This is a genomic window from Achromobacter aegrifaciens (assembly GCF_902859965.1).
In the GTDB taxonomy this organism is placed as follows: Bacteria; Pseudomonadota; Gammaproteobacteria; order Burkholderiales; family Burkholderiaceae_B; genus Achromobacter; species Achromobacter aegrifaciens.
In genome coordinates, this window is sequence record NZ_CADIKO010000001.1 from 2,312,770 (window position 1) to 2,329,342 (window position 16,573).

Genomic DNA, 16,573 nt, shown 5'->3' on the forward strand with positions numbered 1-16,573 from the left:
GGCGGCTGGCGCCGCCTGGTAAAAAATACGGGGGCGGATTAGCCCGTATTGGCGCTGGCGGCCGGACGCCTCGTTACAATATGCTCAACTATTGCCCCCTCAGTGCCTTTAGGGATCACACATGCGGTGTCCATTTTGCGGCAATGCCGAAACGCAGGTCGTAGACAGCCGGGTCTCCGAAGAAGGCGACGCCATACGCCGTCGCCGTCGCTGCCTGTCCTGTGACAAACGTTTCACCACCTATGAACGGGTGGAGCTGGCCATGCCCTCCATCGTCAAGCGCAATGGCAGCCGCAGCGACTACGACCCCGGCAAGCTGCGCGCCAGCCTGAGCCTGGCGCTGCGCAAGCGTCCCGTCAGCACGGAAGACGTGGACGCCGCGGTCGCGCGCATCGAAGAGCAGCTGCTGGCCAGCGGGCTGCGTGAAGTGCCCAGCGAACATATAGGCGAGCTCGTGATGAACGAACTGCGCAAGCTCGACAAGGTGGCATACGTGCGCTTCGCTTCGGTCTACAAGAGCTTCGAGGACATCGGCGAATTCGTCGAAGCCATCCGCGAGATGCAAGGGCCGCTGTTGCCGGGCAAGCTGCGCAAGGACTAGCAGGGCTCAGGTTCAACCGATCCGCGGCCGGCTGGCCGCATCGAAGCTCGAAAATGACGGCGCTGCGGCGCCGTCATTGCATGGTGGGAGCCGTACGCGCCAGGCTGGGCGTCAGCGGCTGGAACTTGCGCCAGACGCGGCGCATGTGCTGCGCCGAGCCGAATCCCGACTTTTCGGCCACGCGCTCCAGGTCCAGCCGGGTATCGCGCAGCAGGTCGCGCGCCAGCGCCACGCGTATCTGATACAGGTAGTCCATTGGCGTGCAGCCCGCGTGTTCGCGGAACAGCCGCGTCAGATGGCGCGCGCTGGTGTGCGCCTGGTCCGCCAGCGATTGCGCCGACCAGGGCGCCGCCGGATCACGGATGACCGCGTCCTGCACCCGGTGCACGCCTGGATGCAGGTGGCTGCGATGGTCCAGCCAGGGCGACAGCGTGGAATCCGTGCCGGCGCGCCGTTGGTAGACCACCATGTCGCGCGCCGTTTCGCTGGCCACGCGCGGGCCGCAATGGCGCGACACCATGTGCAGAGCCAAATCGATGCCGGCCGTGATGCCGGCGCTGCTGACCAGTTTGCCGTCTTCGACGAAGATGCGGTTGTCATGCAGCCGCGCGCTCGGGTCAATGCTGGCCAGCTGTTCCAGGCAAGTGTGGTGTGTGGTGCAGTCGCGCTGCCGCGTCAGGCCGGCGGCGGCGGCGAACAGGGCGCCTGCGCACACCGTCATCAGCGTGAAGCCGTCCACCGGATGGCGGGCCGCCAGCCAGTCGATGATGGCGCGCGAGTCGGGGTCGTCCAGGCGCGTGGGCTTGCCCACCACGCCGGAAATGATGACCAGGGCTTCGGGCGGCAGGCTGGCCGGCAGGGCTTGGATATGAGTCAGGTGCAAGCCGGGCAGGCCGCTTTCGACTTCCCGGGACGGACCGCAGAAATGCTGTTCGAAGGCCCCGGGAACCAGCTTGTTGGCGACGCGGAAGGCCTCCGCGGGGCCTGCCACGTCCAGCAGCACGACGCCCCGCGTCAGCACGAAATACACCGGAACCATGCGGCCCTCCGCCAGTGTCAGGCCGCCAGCGCGTCGGCCGCGCGTGCGATGCGGGCAAAACGCCCTTGCAGCACCAGCTCGGTCCGGTCGCGGATCTCGGCCGGCGTGTAATGCTGGCCGGACGGGCTCTGCATGGCAAAGGTCAGGGTGGCGTCCGTGGGGAACACCACCTTGTAGCCGGCGTCGCTGGCGTGGCGCGAGGTGGTTTCGCAGCACTGTTCGGTGCGGATGCCGCTGACGATGATGCCTTCGATGCCGTGCTTCACCAGCCAGTCCTGCAGGCTGGCGCCGTCCGCGTCTTTGGCGTAGAGCGAGGAATGCACGGTCTTGTGGAACACGGCGGTGGGCTCGATGCGCAGTTCCTTGAGCGTCTTGACGTGGCCGGAGGCCACCGAGAAGGGGTTGGCGGGGTCGTTCGACACGCTGGTGTGGAACACCTGCAGCACCGGAATGTCGCGGGCCTGGGCGGCGTCGATCAAGGATTGGATCTGCTCCACGAACGCCGGATACTCGGTTTCATCCCAAAACGGACGTTGCCGGAAAGAGTCTTGTACGTCGATGACGATCAGTGCTTGTTTCATGGGCCGTGCTCCTGGATGGCGAATTGTAGGGGTGTGCAGCTATTTTTACTGCAATCCGGCGTGGCGGCGAGCGCGGCGAAAGACGGCCATCGGCCTAAAACGGACATTGGCCGCCGCTGCCCCGTGGACCCGCTGCCGGACCGCCTGCCCGCCCTGCGGCGGACATACAATCCTGGACATGATGATTCCCAGCGACAACGACGACATTTTCTGGATGCGCCGCGCCCTGGCGTTGGCGCAGACCGTCATGTACACCACCGCGCCCAACCCCCGGGTCGGCTGCGTGATCGTGCGCGACGGCCGGGTGCTGGGCGAAGGCGCCACGCAGCCGCCGGGCGGCCCGCACGCGGAAGTCTGCGCCTTGCGCGACGTCCAGGCGCGCGGCGAATCCGTGGAAGGCGCCACGCTTTACGTCACCCTGGAACCCTGCAGCCATTTTGGCCGCACGCCGCCCTGCGTGGACGCTGTGCTTGCGGCCCGGCCGGCGCGGGTCGTGGTGGCCATCGGCGACCCCAATCCGCTGGTCAATGGGCAAGGACTGGCGCGTCTGCGCGATGCCGGGATCGCGGTGACCACGGGCGTCTGCCGCGCGGAGGCGCTGGCCATCAACGCGGGTTTCATCTCGCGCATGAGCCGCGGCCTGCCGTGGGTGTGGATGAAGATGGCGGCCTCGCTGGACGGGCGCAGCGCGCTGCATAACGGCGTCTCGCAATGGATCACCGGACGCGAGGCTCGCGCCGACGGACACCGCTGGCGCGCCCGCGCCTGCGTGGTGCTGACCGGCATGGGCACCGTGCTGAAAGACGATCCGCAGCTCAATGTCAGAGGCGTGGACACGCCCCGCCAGCCGCGCAAGGCGGTAGTGGACGGCCGTTTTGAAATCCCCGAGGACGCGCGGTTGTTCGATGGCGCCGAGGTCATCATCTTCACGGCTCGCGAAGATGCCGCCAAGGCCGCGCGCCTGCAGGCCAGGAACGCCCGCGTGGTGCTGCTGCCGGGCGAGGCGCCGGGCCGGGTCGATCTGCCGGCGATGATGCGCTGGCTGGCGCAGGAACAATTCAACGAGGTCCACGTCGAAGCCGGCGCGGGCCTGAGCGGCGCGTTGGTCGCCGCGGGCTGCGTGGATGAACTGCTGCTGTACCTGGCGCCGGTGCTGCTGGGCGACGCCGCCGGCATGGTCCGCCTGCCCATGCTGGAGCACCTGGACGGCGCCCGCCGCTATGAATTCATCGAGACCGCGCCGGTGGGCGCAGATCTGCGCGTGCGCGCCCGGGTGGCCGACACCTGGAATCAGCTGACGCGGCGGGTGGAGCTGCCTGAGCTGTCTTAGGCGCGGCGCCGGCTCGTGCGCGCCGCGGTGTAGCGCCAGGCCAGGATCGTGGCAGCGCCGCCGGCCAGGGCCAACAACGCGGCCGCCAGCAGCAGGCCGGGATGGTCGCGGCGCAGACGTTCCCACGATTTTCCGGCCTGCGTGTAATGGAACCAGGCAGCCGCCTGGAAATCGGGCGCGGCGCATTCGCGGCCGAAAGAGCCGCTGAACGGCACCTGCGCGCCGTGTTCTATATAGCGGCGGTAGATCGTGGCGGCCAGTTCCGGGGAGTCGTCGATGATGTAGCGGGCGCCCTGGCACAGCACGGCGGCGTAGGCTTGCGAGCGGCGCGGCAGCTCGTCGGACGCGCGCAGCGCATGATTGGCCGCGATCTCGCGGTAGTGGAAGCGAGTGTAGGGCTGCGCTTCGCTGGCGGCATAGCGACGGCGTTCCTCTTCGGTGACAAACGGGCCCGGCAGCGCGGCGGCGGCACGCAAGGCCGGCGTGTCGGGCGTTCCGGCATCGTCATCCTCTGCCTTCCAGCCTGGGACCGCGCTGCGTCCCGCGCCATAACTGGTGTTGCCGCCATAGACCGCAAAATCCGGCTCCTGTTCGTAGCCCATGATCTCCATCCCGTCGCGCCGCGCCAGCCGCGAAGCTTCGTACCAGGCTTGCGCCCGTGATGTGCGGCCCCAGGCGCTCCCGGCACGGCGCAAGGCCGCGCCATACTCCGCGGCGAGCCGGCGGGTTTCCTGCAGACGCACTTCCCACTTGCCGTCGACGCTTTCCAGCGTGGCGTAGCGGGCGTCCGAATCGGCGGGGAAATAGGGCAGCGCCAGCTCGATCGAACCTTCGCGCACCATCCGGCGCGCCAGCAGCAGGCGCAGGCGATCGGATGCGGTGATGGGATGCTGCCTTACCCAGTCGTAGAAATTCTGCGGATCGCGCGGCACGGACCTTGCCGGCGCCGGAGTGGCGGGCGCATGCCGGTCCACATAGGACTTGAGTTCGGCGGTGGTCAGCACGCGCTCAGCGACGTAGGCAGCGTCATTCCAGTACGGGGTGGATAACCAGAAGCCTCCGGCCGGATTGGCCGGATCGTCCTTCACGGTGGCGTGCAGTAGTTGATCCAGCGCCTCGACATACTGGCCGCGCGACAGCGTCAACACGCCTTGTTCGCCCAGCAGGCGCGCCGCGCCGACAGCCTCCAGGCTGCCGTCGGCGCGCGGAAACGCGCGTGCAGCCTGGGCATAGGCCTGGGCCGCCGCCTGCGTATCGCCTTGCCGCAGCGCCAGCTTGGCGCGGACCCACCAGGCCAAGGCCGTGTCCAGCCGCGCGGCCAACGTCTGCGCCAGCTCGTAGCGGCCGATGCGGTAGGCCAGCGCGGCTACGCGGTCGGCGTTCGGCACCTGCTTCAGGTCCTGGGTTTCCAATGCCGCAACCAGCGATTGCAGCGCCGGATTGGGTGTGACGTCATGCCCTTGCGCCGCATCGGCCAACCCCACCTGGCCAGTCGTATCGTAGGCGGCGTACGGATCGCTGGCGCTGTCCGGCCTGCCATCGACGATGTCGCCGACCCTGGCCAGCGCGTAGGCCACCAGCAGGCGTTGCGCGACTGGATCGTCGATCAGGCGGCGCGTACGCGCCGGATCTTCCAAGGCCCATTCGGCCAGCATGCGCAGCGATGCATTGCCGCTCGCGGAGTCGCGCGCGGCCTGTTCGGCATAGAGGCGCAGCGCATGCTTTAGCGAGGCCGCGGGAATGGCGTCCATGCAGGGCTCGGCATTGACCAGCTCCATATAGCTGCATTGCCCCTGCGGCCCGGCGAGGAACAGGCGCGCCTCCTGGCCGTAGCTGGCAACGGCCAGGCCCAGCGGGTCCGGCGCGCCGTCGCGCGCCAGTTGCCGCACGCGGCCATAGGCTTGTGCCGCAGCCTGCCGCTGCGCCTCGGCGTCGTCAGTGGCTAACTCTGTCTCGTCCCCGATTTCTGCCAGCATATAGGCGGCCCAGACGCTGCGTGGCGCGGCCTGCTGCGCCGGCAACTGGAGAATGGCGCGGTAGCGGGCGCGCGCCTGCTCCAGCAGGCGGTCGGTGTCCGGCGCTTCGCGGGCGGCATGGGTGTCGACCGCGGCCGCGGCGTAAAGACGCACCGCTTCCGGCAAATCGGCGCCCAGCGCATAGGCCCGGTCGCCATCGGCCTGCGCGCGCATGGCGCGAGCCGTGGTCCGCTGCGCCGGCGTGAGCGCGGGATCGCGGTCTTCCGGCAGGGCGTTTTGCAGGTAGCTGCCGTCCGGCAATTCATAGGCTTCGCGGGCTCGCAGCGCATCGCTGGCGTCCACGAGGCGCGCGGTTTCATAGCTGAAAGCGTTGGCCGGCGTCGCACGCAGCGTAGCCGCGCGGTCGTCGAGCAGCTGGGCGGGGAACTCCGGCCCGCAGGCGATGACGATACCGGCTCCCGTCAGGAGCAGCAGCGCCGCAAGCGATTTACGGTTGTACATGGAAGCTCGTGGGCCCGTTTTCACAGCGTATCCAGCCTATGTTGCGTTGGCCGCCGGCATGCAGCAGGCCATTCTGGGAGCGGCGCAGGAAGGCGCCGCTGGAATCATGTTCGAGGGTATAGCCATTGATGCCGTCGGCCGCGCGGCAAGCGCCTTGCCAGCGGATCGCGAAGGGCAGGGCTGCGTCGGCATTGCCGCCGTTGGCCAGAATCAGGTCTTGCGCGCCGCTGCTGCCTGCTGCGCGCGCCGTGACGGACAGCGCCGGCGACAGGGGCTGGCGCGTCAGTACGGCGCGCCAGGTGGCCAGGCTCCAGGCGCGTTCGTCGCGCGCGGTGGGCAGGCGGAACCAGACGATGCCCGCCAGTCCGCGCGGACGGGCGCGGTGGATCTCATCGATGAAAGCCGCCATGGCTGCCGGGGTGGCCACCAGTTCGCTGGCGCGGCCGCCCGGCAGCAGGGCGGGGCGTTCGCTTTCGACCGCGGCGATGCTGCCGTCGTCGTTCCAGCTTACGCGGCTGCCATAGGTGGCCAACGCCACGCGCCATGGCCGCTGGGTGCGGTCCGCGAACGCCGCCAGCCAGGCGCTTGCGCGCCTGGCATTGAACAGCCCCTGTTCGGGACTCAGCACGGCGTGGACCTGCAACACGGCTTCATCGGGAATCCGCAACAGCGCGTCGAGCCCGGCGCCGCCCAGCCATGTCGGCAACGCGGTTATCGACAAAGGCAGATCCGGTCCCAGGCCCTGCTTCAAGGTCTCCAGGAACGTCGCATAGGTGGGCAACTTGGAGGTTGGGCAGTCGTAGTCGATTTCGATGCCGGCCAAGCCGATACCCGCGCTTTCCCATGCGCCGCGCGCGGCGTTGATCCGCGCAAGCACTTCCGCGGCGGGCAGCGCATCGGCGCGACCGTCCAGGCGGAAAACCATGATGACGGGACGTTTGGCCGCGGCCAGTGCGGCCAGATCGGGCGCAGCAGTGAACCACCTGCCATCCGGGTTCATTTCCGCCATCAGCACGCGCCATGCCCGCACCACGTCGGCACTGTCGGCCAGCGCCTGGCTGACCGGCGGCGTCCAGACGCGTTGCCAGACATAGGCGTCGGCCGGCAGATCCGCCTGCTTGCCGCAAGCGGCCAGAAGCAGCAGCAAGACGCTGCAAAGCACTGCGCGACAGCGTTTGACGAGGACCTTCATGCGGCGGGTCAAAAATCGGAAAATTATGATGTGGCGATGGCGATGGGCGGACGACAGGAAGCGAACCAAATGCGCGGTGCGTTTCGAATGCGTGATTCTATCGCCGCCGCAAGGGGTATTAGCACTCTGCGTTCGCGGCTGCCAATCGCGCAGACCTCCGTAATCCGTGGCTTGCAGGCGATTCGCGATGCGCCAGCGCTATCGATATGCCATCAAGTTTGCGCAGGTTTGCGTGGTTGCAGCGCGTGTCTATTGCATGAATTTGAAAGCGCGCGACACGACTATTTTTGGCCTTGCGTTAAATGAATTGCCACAAAAACGTCAATTGGCTTTAGCATAGGCACATGACTTGGCGCCACGCACTGATGGACTACACCGTGCAATGCCACGCGCCCTCGTCACCACGGATCCTCGTGCAGCGTCATCGGTGCTTTTCACAACCGGACCTGCACGCTGCTGAACGAAGACGCTACGCGCCGTTCAGACCGTCCGCTGCCATCGCACAGCGGGCGCATCGGGTTTATGCCCGCATCATAAAAATCCCTGGGACATCGCTCTTCCCTTCAAATCATTGCTGAGCATTTCATGTGCGGATGCATCATGCACGCACGCATACAGCGATATGCTGAAGTCGAACGAGTGAACTTATTCACTTAAGTTGCATTCCCTGACGGAACTTGCATCCGAAGAGTGCAGCCTAACTGGAAAGGGCCTGATCATGCCTTTGGTTGATGTGTGGCGAAAGCAACATACCATCCGGCCGACAGTGCTTATCGCGAGATTGTCTAGTAATGCGCGAGCGCTGAGGCACAATGGGGGCAGGTAGGGACGTATTGGATTTTTCGCGTGTTGTAGGAGGTTTCCGTGCAAAACATCGTCGAAGGCTTCAAGTCGCAGTATGCAAGAGAGCAGGAATCGGAACTCTCTCTCGAGGAGTACCTCAACCTCGCCAAAAGCGATCCCATGGCGTACGCCAGCCCCGCAGAACGCATGCTGGCGGCAATAGGCGAACCCGAAGTCGTGGATACGCGCAACGACCCACGTCTTTCCCGTTTGTTTTCCAACCGGACCATCCGACGCTATCCGGCGTTCCAGGAGTTCTACGGCATGGAGGACGTGATCGGACAGATCGTCGCGTTCTTCAAGCACGCCGCGCAGGGACTGGAAGAGCGCAAGCAAATCCTCTATCTGCTGGGCCCGGTGGGCGGCGGCAAGTCGTCCATCGCGGAGCGGCTCAAGTCGCTGATGGAGGCCTATCCCATCTACGCCCTGAAGGGGTCGCCGGTCAACGAATCGCCGCTCGGACTGTTCCACCCGGAACGTTTCGGCGACACGCTTGAAAAGGAATACGGCATCCCGCGGCGCTACCTGAGCGGCATCATGTCGCCCTGGGCCGTGAAGCGCCTGAAGGAGTTCGACGGCGACATCTCGAAGTTCCGCGTCGTGCGCCTGAACCCGTCGGTGCTGCGCCAGATCGCCATCGCCAAGACTGAACCTGGCGACGAGAACAACCAGGACATTTCGTCGCTGGTGGGCAAGGTCGACATCCGCATGCTCGACCGCCACTCGCAGGACGATCCGGATGCCTACAGCTACTCTGGCGGGCTGTGCCTGGCCAACCAGGGGCTGCTTGAATTCGTCGAGATGTTCAAGGCCCCGATCAAGATGCTGCACCCCTTGCTGACGGCAACCCAGGAAGGCAACTTCAAGGGCACCGAAGGCTTTTCCGCGATCCCGTTCAACGGCGCCATCCTGGCCCACTCGAACGAATCGGAATGGCAGACCTTCCGCAACAACAAGCACAACGAGGCGTTCCTCGACCGTATTTACATCGTCAAGGTGCCTTACTGCCTGCAGGTGTCGGAAGAGGTCCGCATCTACGAAAAGCTGCTGCACCACAGTTCGCTGTCGGCGGCGCCATGCGCCCCGGGAACGCTGGACATGATGGCGCAGTTCTCGGTCCTGACGCGCCTGAAGGAACCCGAGAATTCCAGCATCTATTCGAAGCTGCGCGTCTACGACGGCGAAAGCCTGAAGGACGTCGATCCCAAGGCCAAGGCCTTGCAGGAATACAAGGACTATGCCGGCACGGACGAAGGCATGACCGGGGTGTCGACGCGTTTCGCGTACAAGATCCTGTCCAGCGTCTTCAACTACGACCAGACCGAAGTCGCCGCCAACCCGGTGCACCTGATGTACGTGCTCGAGCAGCGGATCGGCCGCGAAGACTATCCCGAGGAAATCCGCCGGCGCTATCTTGAATTCATCAAGGGCTACCTGGCGCCGCGTTATGCGGAATTCATCGGCAAGGAAATCCAGACCGCCTACCTCGAGTCCTATTCGGAATACGGCCAGAACATCTTCGACCGCTACGTGACCTTTGCCGACTGCTGGATCCAGGACGAGGAATTCCGCGACCCGGAAACCGGCGAAAGCTTCGACCGCAGCGCGCTCAACGACGAACTGGAAAAGATCGAGAAGCCGGCCGGCATCGCCAACCCGAAGGACTTCCGCAACGAGATCGTCAACTTCGTCCTGCGGGCGCGCGCCAACAACAACGGCCGCAACCCGACCTGGACCAGTTATGAAAAGCTGCGCGAAGTGATCGAGAAGAAGATGTTCTCGAACACCGAAGACCTGTTGCCGGTGATCTCGTTCAACGCCAAGGCGTCGGCCGAGGACAAGTCCAAGCACCAGAGCTTCGTGGATCGCATGGTTGAAAAGGGCTACACGGAAAAGCAGGTGAGACTGCTGTGCGAGTGGTATCTCCGTGTGAGGAAGTCTTCCTGAGCGAGGTGAATCATGAATTCACTCATCGATCGCCGTCTTAACGGGCGCAATAAAAGCGCCGTCAACCGGGAGCGTTTTCTCCGGCGTTATAAGAACCAGATCCGCAAGGCGGTACATGGGATGATCCGCGACCGCTCCATCCAGGACATGGATCAGGGCGGCGAGATCAACCTGCCCGCCCGCGACATCTCCGAGCCGACCTTCCATCACGGCCAGGGCGGCGACCGCGAGATCGTGCACCCCGGCAACCGCGAGTTTGCCAAGGGAGACACGTTCGACCGGCCGCAAGGCGGGCAGGGGGAAGGCGGCTCCGAGCCGGGCGAAGGCGAATCGGTCGACCAGTTCACCTTCAGCCTGTCGCGGGCGGAATTCCTGAACCTGTTCTTCGAGGACCTGGAACTGCCGCACATGGCGCGCACGCAGCTGGGCGAGGTCAGCCAGAAGAAATGGCAGCGCGCCGGCTACACGACCACGGGCTCGCCCAGCATGCTGAGCATCAGCCGCACGCTCAAGTCCTCGCTGGCGCGCCGCGTGTCGCTCGGCGTGAAGGCGCGCGCCGATCTGGAGGATGCCGAGGAGCGCCTGGCCAAGGCGCTGGAAGCGGGCGCTCCCGCCGACGAGATCAAGGCGCTGGAGCAGGACGTCGAAGGTTGCCGCGAACGCCTGGCCCGCGTGCCTTTCCTGGACGACCTGGACCTGCGCTACCGCAACCGGGTGTCGGTGGCCATCCCGATGGCGCGCGCCGTCATGTTCTGCCTGATGGACGTGTCGGGCTCCATGGACGAAAACAAGAAGGACCTGGCCAAGCGCTTCTTTTCGCTGCTTTACCTGTTCCTGTCGCGCAAGTACGAACACGTGGACCTGGTCTTCATCCGCCACACCGACAACGCCGAGGAAGTCGACGAACATACCTTCTTCTACGATCCCAAGAGCGGCGGCACCATCGTGCTGTCGGCGCTGGAACTGATGCGCGAGATCCTGGAGAAGCGCTATCCGCCGACCGCCTGGAACGTGTACGCGGCGCAGGCCAGCGACGGCGACTCGTTCGGCGCCGACGCGGGCAAGAGCGCGCGCTTCCTGGCCGAACATCTGCTGCCGGCCACGCGCTACTTTGCCTACATCGAAGTGCCCGACTCGCAGGAGGCGCGCAAGAGCAGCCTGTGGGCGGAATATGAACAGAAACTGGAGCCGCATTTCGTCATGCGGCGCATCTGCGAACGCGGCGAGATCTTCCCCGTGTTCCATGACCTGTTCAAAAAGGAAACCGCATGAATGCCATCGTGGGAGCGCTCGTGGAACCGGAGGCCGCCGGCAGCGCCCGGCCCATCTCCCAGGGTTCCGAATGGACCTTCGAACTGATCCAGTCCTATGACGACGCGATCTCCAAGGTCGCCGCCGAATACGGACTGGACACGTACCCGAACCAGATCGAGGTAATCACCTCGGAACAGATGCTGGATGCCTATGCGTCGGCCGGTCTGCCTATCGGCTATCCGCACTGGTCGTACGGCAAGGAATTCATCCGCAACGAGCAGTTCTACCGCCGCGGCATGCAGGGGCTGGCGTACGAGATCGTCATCAACTCCAACCCTTGCATCTCCTATCTCATGGAAGAGAACTCCATGACGATGCAGGCGCTGGTGATCGCCCACGCCTGTTACGGCCACAACTCGTTCTTCAAGGGCAATTACCTGTTCCGGCAATGGACCGATGCCGACGGTGTGCTGGACTACCTGGTCTTCGCGCGCAAATACGTCATGTCCTGCGAGGACCGCTATGGCATCGACGCGGTGGAATCCTTGCTCGATTCCTGCCACGCGCTCTCGCACCACGGCGTGGACCGCTACAAGCGCCCCACGCCCATTTCCTACAAGGAAGAGGCCGCGCGCCAGGCTGAACGCCAGGAGCATGCCCGGCTGCAGTACAACGACCTGTGGCGTACCCTGCCGCGCCTGGAGGCCGACAAGGACACCCACGTCGAGGCCTCGGTGTTTCCACCGGAGCCCGAAGAGAACTTGCTGTACTTCATCGAGAAGTATTCGCCCAAGCTCGCGCCGTGGCAGAAGGAACTGGTGCGCATCGTCCGCAAGGTCGCGCAATACTTCTATCCGCAGACCCAGACCAAGGTCATGAACGAAGGCTGGGCCACGTTCTGGCACTACACCATCCTGAACCGGCTGCATGAAAAAGGCCTGGTCAACGACGGCTTCATGATGGAGTTCCTGCAAAGCCACACCAACGTGGTCAGCCAGCGCGGCTTCGACGAACGCGGCTACGGCGGCATCAACCCCTATGCGCTGGGCTTTGCCATGATGTCCGACATCCGCCGCATCTGCGAGGCGCCGACGGCCGAGGACCGGCGCTGGTTCCCCGACATCGCCGGCGGCGACTGGCTGAAGACGCTGGACTTCGCCATGCGCAACTTCAAGGACGAGTCCTTCATCTCGCAATACCTGTCGCCCCGCCTGATCCGCGAGTTCCGTTTCTTCGCGATCTCCGACCACCAGGCCAACCCCAAGCTCGAAGTCGCCGCCATCCACGACGACGAAGGCTACCGCGACATCCGCCGCCTGCTGGCTGCGCAACACAACCGCGACAACATGGTGCCGGACATCCAGGTGGTCCGCTTCAACCGCGACTCCGACCGCTCGCTGGTGCTGCGCCACCTGAAGAGCCGCGGCCGCCCGCTGGCGGGCGAGGACGCCGAACAGGTGATGAAGCACCTGGCCCGACTGTGGGGCTTCAGGGTGCGGCTGGAAGAGACCGAGCCGGACGGCACCGTCAGCTCCTACCGGGAACAGGACCCGCCGGCATCAGCCTCCTAGTGGTCGGTCAAAGCAGGGGACGCCGTTGGCGTCCCCTTTTCTTTGTCCGCTTGTCGGCGTTGTGCGAAATCTGCTAGAATCGCGGATTCGCATTTTCTGCAGCGGCTCGCCCGCAGCGAAAATCGCAGATAGGACAGGTGGCCGAGTGGTTGAAGGCGCACGCCTGGAAAGCGTGTATACGTCAAAAGCGTATCGGGGGTTCGAATCCCCCTCTGTCCGCCAGGATTCGCACTGCAAAGCAGTACACAAAAAACCCGCAAGCGCTCAAGCCTTGCGGGTTTTTTGCATTTTCGCGGCATAAAAAAACGCCGCCCGGCGTAATTTGCCGGGCGGCGTCTTGGACCGGAACGCTTACGCGCCCACCGGTTTCCCGTCAGTGCGCCGCACCACCACCGTAGCCGAGCGCGCATCGCCGCCGCCTGCGCGCAACGTGTTCCACGTCTGATCCGGGTGCTGGATGTTGATGAAGAACGTGGTCAGGTCCGGCGTGTAGGCGATGCCGGTAATTTCGCAGCCCAGCGGGCCGACCAGGAAGCGCTTGGATTCGCCGGTCTTCTGGTCGATGTAGTACATCGAGTTGTTGCCGAAGAAGTCCGTGGTCGAGGCGCTGGTGCCGGCGTCGGTCTGGACCCACAGGCGGCCCTTGGGGTCGACGCGGATGCCGTCGGGGCTGGAGAAGGTGTCGCCGTTGACGTTGCCCGTCAGGTTGGCGGCCACGCCGTCGGCCTTGTCGCGGCCGGCCAGCAGCAGCAGGTCCCACTCGAAGGTGGTGGCCAGGGGCGAGTCGCCGCGCTCGTGCCAGCGGATGATGTGGCCGTGCGAGTTGTTGACGCGCGGGTTGGCGGCGCTGGTGCGCTTGCGGCTGCCGTTGTTGGTCAGCGTGCAGTACACGGTCTTGTCCACGCCCACCGTGATCCATTCCGGGCGGTCCATCAGCGTGGCGCCGGCGACGCGGGCGGCGGCGCCGGTGTTGACCAGCACGTCGGCCTGCGTATTGAAGTTGACGAGCTTGCCGGTGATCACGGTGCCGCTGGCGACCTGCGTGAAATTGCCGGGATCGGTGGCGCCGGCGGTCAGGTTGTTCTTGCCCACGGTCAGTTCGACCCAGTTGCCGCTGCCATCGTCATTGAAGCGCGCGGCGTACAGCGTGCCTTCGTCCAGCAGGCCCATGTTGGCGGCGCGGTTGGCGGGATCGTACGGCTTGCTCGGCACGAACTTGTAGATGCAGCCAGGCGTGGTGTCGTCGCCCATGTAGAAAGCAACACGGTTATTCTCGTCCAGCATGAAGGCCGTGTTTTCATGGCTGAAGCGGCCCATCGCGGTGCGCTTGACGGCGGTCGAATCCGGGTTCTGGGGATCGATTTCCACCACCCAGCCATAGCCTTCGTCGGCCGGCTTGCCGGCGTCGCCGGTCTTGTAGTGGTAATTGTTGAGCGTCTCTTCGCAGGTCAGGTAGGTGCCCCAGGGCGTGTCGCCGCTGGAACAGTTGTTCAGCGTGCCGACGACGGTGTCGCCCACGACGGACTTGGCCGGACCGCTGACGTTGTAGACGGTGTTGCCGGTGTAGCGCTTGTTGTAGCGCGAGTCGGTCTTGACGGTCCAGGCGCCGTTGGCGCCGCGGGCGATTTCGATGACGGACACGCCGACGTTGGACAGGCGGGTCTTCACGCCTTCGACGCTCTGGTCCAGGGTCTCGTCGTCCAGCGCTTCATGGTTCAGCACCAGCAGGCCGCCCTGGTTGGGGTCCACGCCGGGCAGGGCATAGAAGTGCATGCCATCGTGCTGGCCGCCGGATTGGGTTTCCGTGGCGGGATAGGACTGCGGCACGCCGGCGTAGCCAGCCGAGCCGATCATGCACTTGTCGCCGGCGGAGTAGAGCACTTCGGCCACGTAGCCTGCGGGAACCGTGACGGTGTCGGCGACGATCTTGTCGGCCAGCGGGGTGAACGTGACGGAATAGTCGGGGCCGGGGGGCGGCTTGGTGCCGCCTTCGCCCGGCTCGTTGCCGGAGGTGTCGTCGTCGTCATCGTCGCTGCCGCCACAGGCGGTCAGCAGGGTCGATGCGCCGAACACGGACAGCATTGACAGGCCGAAGCTGTTCTTCAGCAAAGTGCGGCGCTGGGGATTCGCGGCGACGATTTCGTCGAACATCTGCCCGGGAACGGTGACTTCGTCTTGGGCTTCGCGATAGGGGGCGCGCAATTTATCAGTCAAGTAAGACATTCCAACCTCATAGTGTCGCGATCGAGTCGCTCAATTGTTTGTAAGCAAAACGAAAGCGAGGTTAAAGGTCGGTCGTTACAACGGGGTGACGATAGTGTGAAGTCCTTATGGTTAAGTGGGTAGTCCGCCGCCTGACCGAGTCCGTGATCGGAATTCCGGTTGAGGCGGCGGCGTTGCGATTGTCAGTCTTGCGGCCCGACGATGGGCGTGACGTCCAGCACATACATCTGCCGCTCGCCTTCGTGCACGGAGTCGATGCAGACCTGCGTGCCGTCGCGGCTCCAGCGCGGATGCAGGTCGCAGCGGTTTTCCTTGGACAGATTGGGATCGGCGTAGAAGCTGCCCAGCGAATGGCGCAGGCCGGTCTGCATGTCGTAGAGGAACAGGATGCGCTCGTGCGTGGTCGAGTCCGGATAGGTGTCACTGAGCAGCCAGCGCGTGTTCACGGGAGAGTAGGTCATGTGGCCGTTCTCCGTCAGCACGCCGTCGCCCACGACCTGGACCGCGCCGCCGGGCGCATCGCGGTAGAGGTGGTAGTGGATGCTGCCGTCATGCGGGCCCCACACGATGATGGTCTGGTCGTCGCGCCACAGCGGGTGCGAGATCTGGTATTCGGATTTCTCGTAGTCGAACGTGCCGACCGCGCCGGGATCGAAGTCGTCGGCCAGTTGCGGCAGCGGATGGTCGGAGCATTCCAGCAGGCGCATGTCGCTGCCGTCGGCGTTCATGGTGATCAGCCGGTGCAGGAAGCAGGTCTCGTCCTTGACGCGTTCGGTCCAGCGGTGCAGGAACAGGATGCGGGAGGACGAAGGATTGATCTCGATATGGCTGACCCAGTGGATGGCGCGCTCCATCGAGTCGCGCGGATGGAAGTTGCGCAGGTCGGCGTAGCTGACAAGCAGGCGGTGCGCGCCGCTTTCCAGGTCCATGCTGTGGATGCCGTCGTCGGCTGGGGCGTAGTCCACGGGGCCGGGGGCGTGTTCGCTGTAGCCGATGGTCTCGTGCGTGATGTAGAGGCGGCGGTAATCCACGCAGAGCGCGTAGCGGCTGTTGGGCGCGGCCACGTAGATGGGCAGCGGCAGGTGGCGCGTCTGGCCGGTGGCGACGTTGTGGACCGCGGAGCGGAAGCCCGGATAGAAGCCGCTGTCGTCGTCGCGGCGGCAGTTGTAGATCATCTGCGGCTCGGACTCGCCGTCCAGCCATTGCAGTTGGCAGCCCATCTGCCAGTTCCAGGCCGTGGTGCTGCCCACGACGTGGTAGCGGTCGCCGTCCTGGAGATCGAAGTAACCCACCTCGGCGCTCAACTCGGGCGTGAGCCGCGCGTCCTTGAACGGCGTGCGGTTGGCCAGCAGATAGCGGCCGTCGCGATGCCAGACGGTCTTGTTGTAGTAGCCGAAGAAATGATGGTGCGGCGTGGCGCCCAGGCGGCGGCAGGCGATGGGCGTGGCGAGCATGCGGTTCATGGATGGCAGGGCAAAGAGGAAGTCGGAAAGAAAAAAGGGCGGCGCAGGCGCC

At 65.0% G+C, this 16,573-nt stretch carries 12 protein-coding genes and 1 tRNA gene; 7 read left to right on the forward strand and 6 right to left on the reverse strand.

Annotation, left to right across the window (positions count from 1 at the left end; translation table 11 throughout):
• The first annotated feature begins 121 nt into the window (after positions 1 to 121).
• On the forward strand, positions 122 to 601 hold the full coding sequence (gene nrdR, locus HV793_RS10770) for a transcriptional regulator NrdR (RefSeq protein WP_013391422.1): 480 nt from the start codon (positions 122 to 124) through the stop codon (positions 599 to 601).
• Between the two features lie 73 nt (positions 602 to 674).
• Here nrdR and HV793_RS10775 read toward each other — a convergent pair whose 3' ends face one another.
• Together HV793_RS10775 and HV793_RS10780 are read right to left on the reverse strand one after the other, a co-directional pair.
• The gene (locus tag HV793_RS10775) at positions 675 to 1,640 is read right to left on the reverse strand and encodes a GlxA family transcriptional regulator (protein WP_175213106.1); all 966 of its coding nucleotides are present in this window, start codon (positions 1,638 to 1,640) and stop codon (positions 675 to 677) included.
• Between the two features lie 17 nt (positions 1,641 to 1,657).
• Positions 1,658 to 2,221: a cysteine hydrolase family protein gene (locus tag HV793_RS10780; RefSeq protein ID WP_175213107.1), complete on the reverse strand. Its 564-nt coding sequence runs from the start codon at positions 2,219 to 2,221 to the stop codon at positions 1,658 to 1,660.
• A 178-nt stretch (positions 2,222 to 2,399) separates the two neighbouring features.
• Here HV793_RS10780 and ribD point away from each other — a divergent pair, with 178 nt between their 5' ends.
• Entirely contained in the window at positions 2,400 to 3,551 is a 1,152-nt protein-coding gene (ribD, locus tag HV793_RS10785) for a bifunctional diaminohydroxyphosphoribosylaminopyrimidine deaminase/5-amino-6-(5-phosphoribosylamino)uracil reductase RibD (RefSeq protein WP_342357255.1), read from the forward strand.
• Here ribD and HV793_RS10790 read toward each other — a convergent pair.
• Together HV793_RS10790 and HV793_RS10795 are read right to left on the reverse strand one after the other, a co-directional pair.
• Entirely contained in the window at positions 3,548 to 6,028 is a 2,481-nt protein-coding gene (locus tag HV793_RS10790; protein WP_175213108.1) for a hypothetical protein, read from the reverse strand. The two genes, ribD and HV793_RS10790, sit on opposite strands and share 4 nt — an antisense overlap.
• The gene (locus HV793_RS10795) at positions 6,015 to 7,175 is read right to left on the reverse strand and encodes a DUF3142 domain-containing protein (protein WP_125471955.1); all 1,161 of its coding nucleotides are present in this window, start codon (positions 7,173 to 7,175) and stop codon (positions 6,015 to 6,017) included. Before HV793_RS10795 ends, HV793_RS10790 begins: the two co-directional genes overlap by 14 nt.
• A gap of 232 nt (positions 7,176 to 7,407) precedes the next feature.
• Here HV793_RS10795 and HV793_RS10800 point away from each other — a divergent pair, with 232 nt between their 5' ends.
• From HV793_RS10800 to HV793_RS10820, 5 genes are all read left to right on the forward strand, one after another.
• Complete coding sequence (locus HV793_RS10800) at positions 7,408 to 7,560, forward strand: hypothetical protein (RefSeq protein ID WP_156337471.1); 153 nt, start codon at positions 7,408 to 7,410, stop codon at positions 7,558 to 7,560.
• 533 nt (positions 7,561 to 8,093) lie between these two features.
• Complete coding sequence (locus HV793_RS10805) at positions 8,094 to 10,010, forward strand: PrkA family serine protein kinase (RefSeq protein WP_370127010.1); 1,917 nt, start codon at positions 8,094 to 8,096, stop codon at positions 10,008 to 10,010.
• Between the two features lie 12 nt (positions 10,011 to 10,022).
• Positions 10,023 to 11,282, forward strand: coding sequence for a YeaH/YhbH family protein (locus HV793_RS10810; protein ID WP_054458415.1), 1,260 nt, complete (start codon positions 10,023 to 10,025; stop codon positions 11,280 to 11,282).
• Complete coding sequence (locus tag HV793_RS10815) at positions 11,279 to 12,835, forward strand: SpoVR family protein (RefSeq protein WP_082401331.1); 1,557 nt, start codon at positions 11,279 to 11,281, stop codon at positions 12,833 to 12,835. Before HV793_RS10810 ends, HV793_RS10815 begins: the two co-directional genes overlap by 4 nt.
• A 131-nt stretch (positions 12,836 to 12,966) precedes the next feature.
• A tRNA-Ser gene (locus HV793_RS10820) sits at positions 12,967 to 13,057 on the forward strand.
• A gap of 129 nt (positions 13,058 to 13,186) precedes the next feature.
• On the opposite strand, the gene HV793_RS10825 is transcribed toward HV793_RS10820, so the two are convergent.
• Together HV793_RS10825 and HV793_RS10830 are read right to left on the reverse strand one after the other, a co-directional pair.
• Positions 13,187 to 15,058: a PhoX family protein gene (locus HV793_RS10825; RefSeq protein WP_054458417.1), complete on the reverse strand. Its 1,872-nt coding sequence runs from the start codon at positions 15,056 to 15,058 to the stop codon at positions 13,187 to 13,189.
• 182 nt (positions 15,059 to 15,240) lie between these two features.
• Positions 15,241 to 16,521: a TolB-like translocation protein gene (locus HV793_RS10830; protein WP_175213110.1), complete on the reverse strand. Its 1,281-nt coding sequence runs from the start codon at positions 16,519 to 16,521 to the stop codon at positions 15,241 to 15,243.
• Positions 16,522 to 16,573: the final 52 nt, after the last annotated feature.

Excerpts from the sequence above, each read along its gene's own strand:
- HV793_RS10790 (WP_175213108.1), bottom strand. The coding sequence starts at position 6,028 with ATGTACAACCGTAAATCGCTTGCGGCGCTGCTGCTCCTGACGGGAGCC.
- HV793_RS10810 (WP_054458415.1), top strand. The coding sequence starts at position 10,023 with ATGAATTCACTCATCGATCGCCGTCTTAACGGGCGCAATAAAAGCGCC.
- HV793_RS10825 (WP_054458417.1), bottom strand. The coding sequence starts at position 15,058 with ATGTCTTACTTGACTGATAAATTGCGCGCCCCCTATCGCGAAGCCCAA.
- nrdR (WP_013391422.1), top strand. The coding sequence starts at position 122 with ATGCGGTGTCCATTTTGCGGCAATGCCGAAACGCAGGTCGTAGACAGC.
- HV793_RS10830 (WP_175213110.1), bottom strand. The coding sequence starts at position 16,521 with ATGAACCGCATGCTCGCCACGCCCATCGCCTGCCGCCGCCTGGGCGCC.
- HV793_RS10780 (WP_175213107.1), bottom strand. The coding sequence starts at position 2,221 with ATGAAACAAGCACTGATCGTCATCGACGTACAAGACTCTTTCCGGCAA.
- HV793_RS10775 (WP_175213106.1), bottom strand. The coding sequence starts at position 1,640 with ATGGTTCCGGTGTATTTCGTGCTGACGCGGGGCGTCGTGCTGCTGGAC.
- HV793_RS10815 (WP_082401331.1), top strand. The coding sequence starts at position 11,279 with ATGAATGCCATCGTGGGAGCGCTCGTGGAACCGGAGGCCGCCGGCAGC.
- HV793_RS10800 (WP_156337471.1), top strand. The coding sequence starts at position 7,408 with ATGCGCCAGCGCTATCGATATGCCATCAAGTTTGCGCAGGTTTGCGTG.
- ribD (WP_342357255.1), top strand. The coding sequence starts at position 2,400 with ATGATGATTCCCAGCGACAACGACGACATTTTCTGGATGCGCCGCGCC.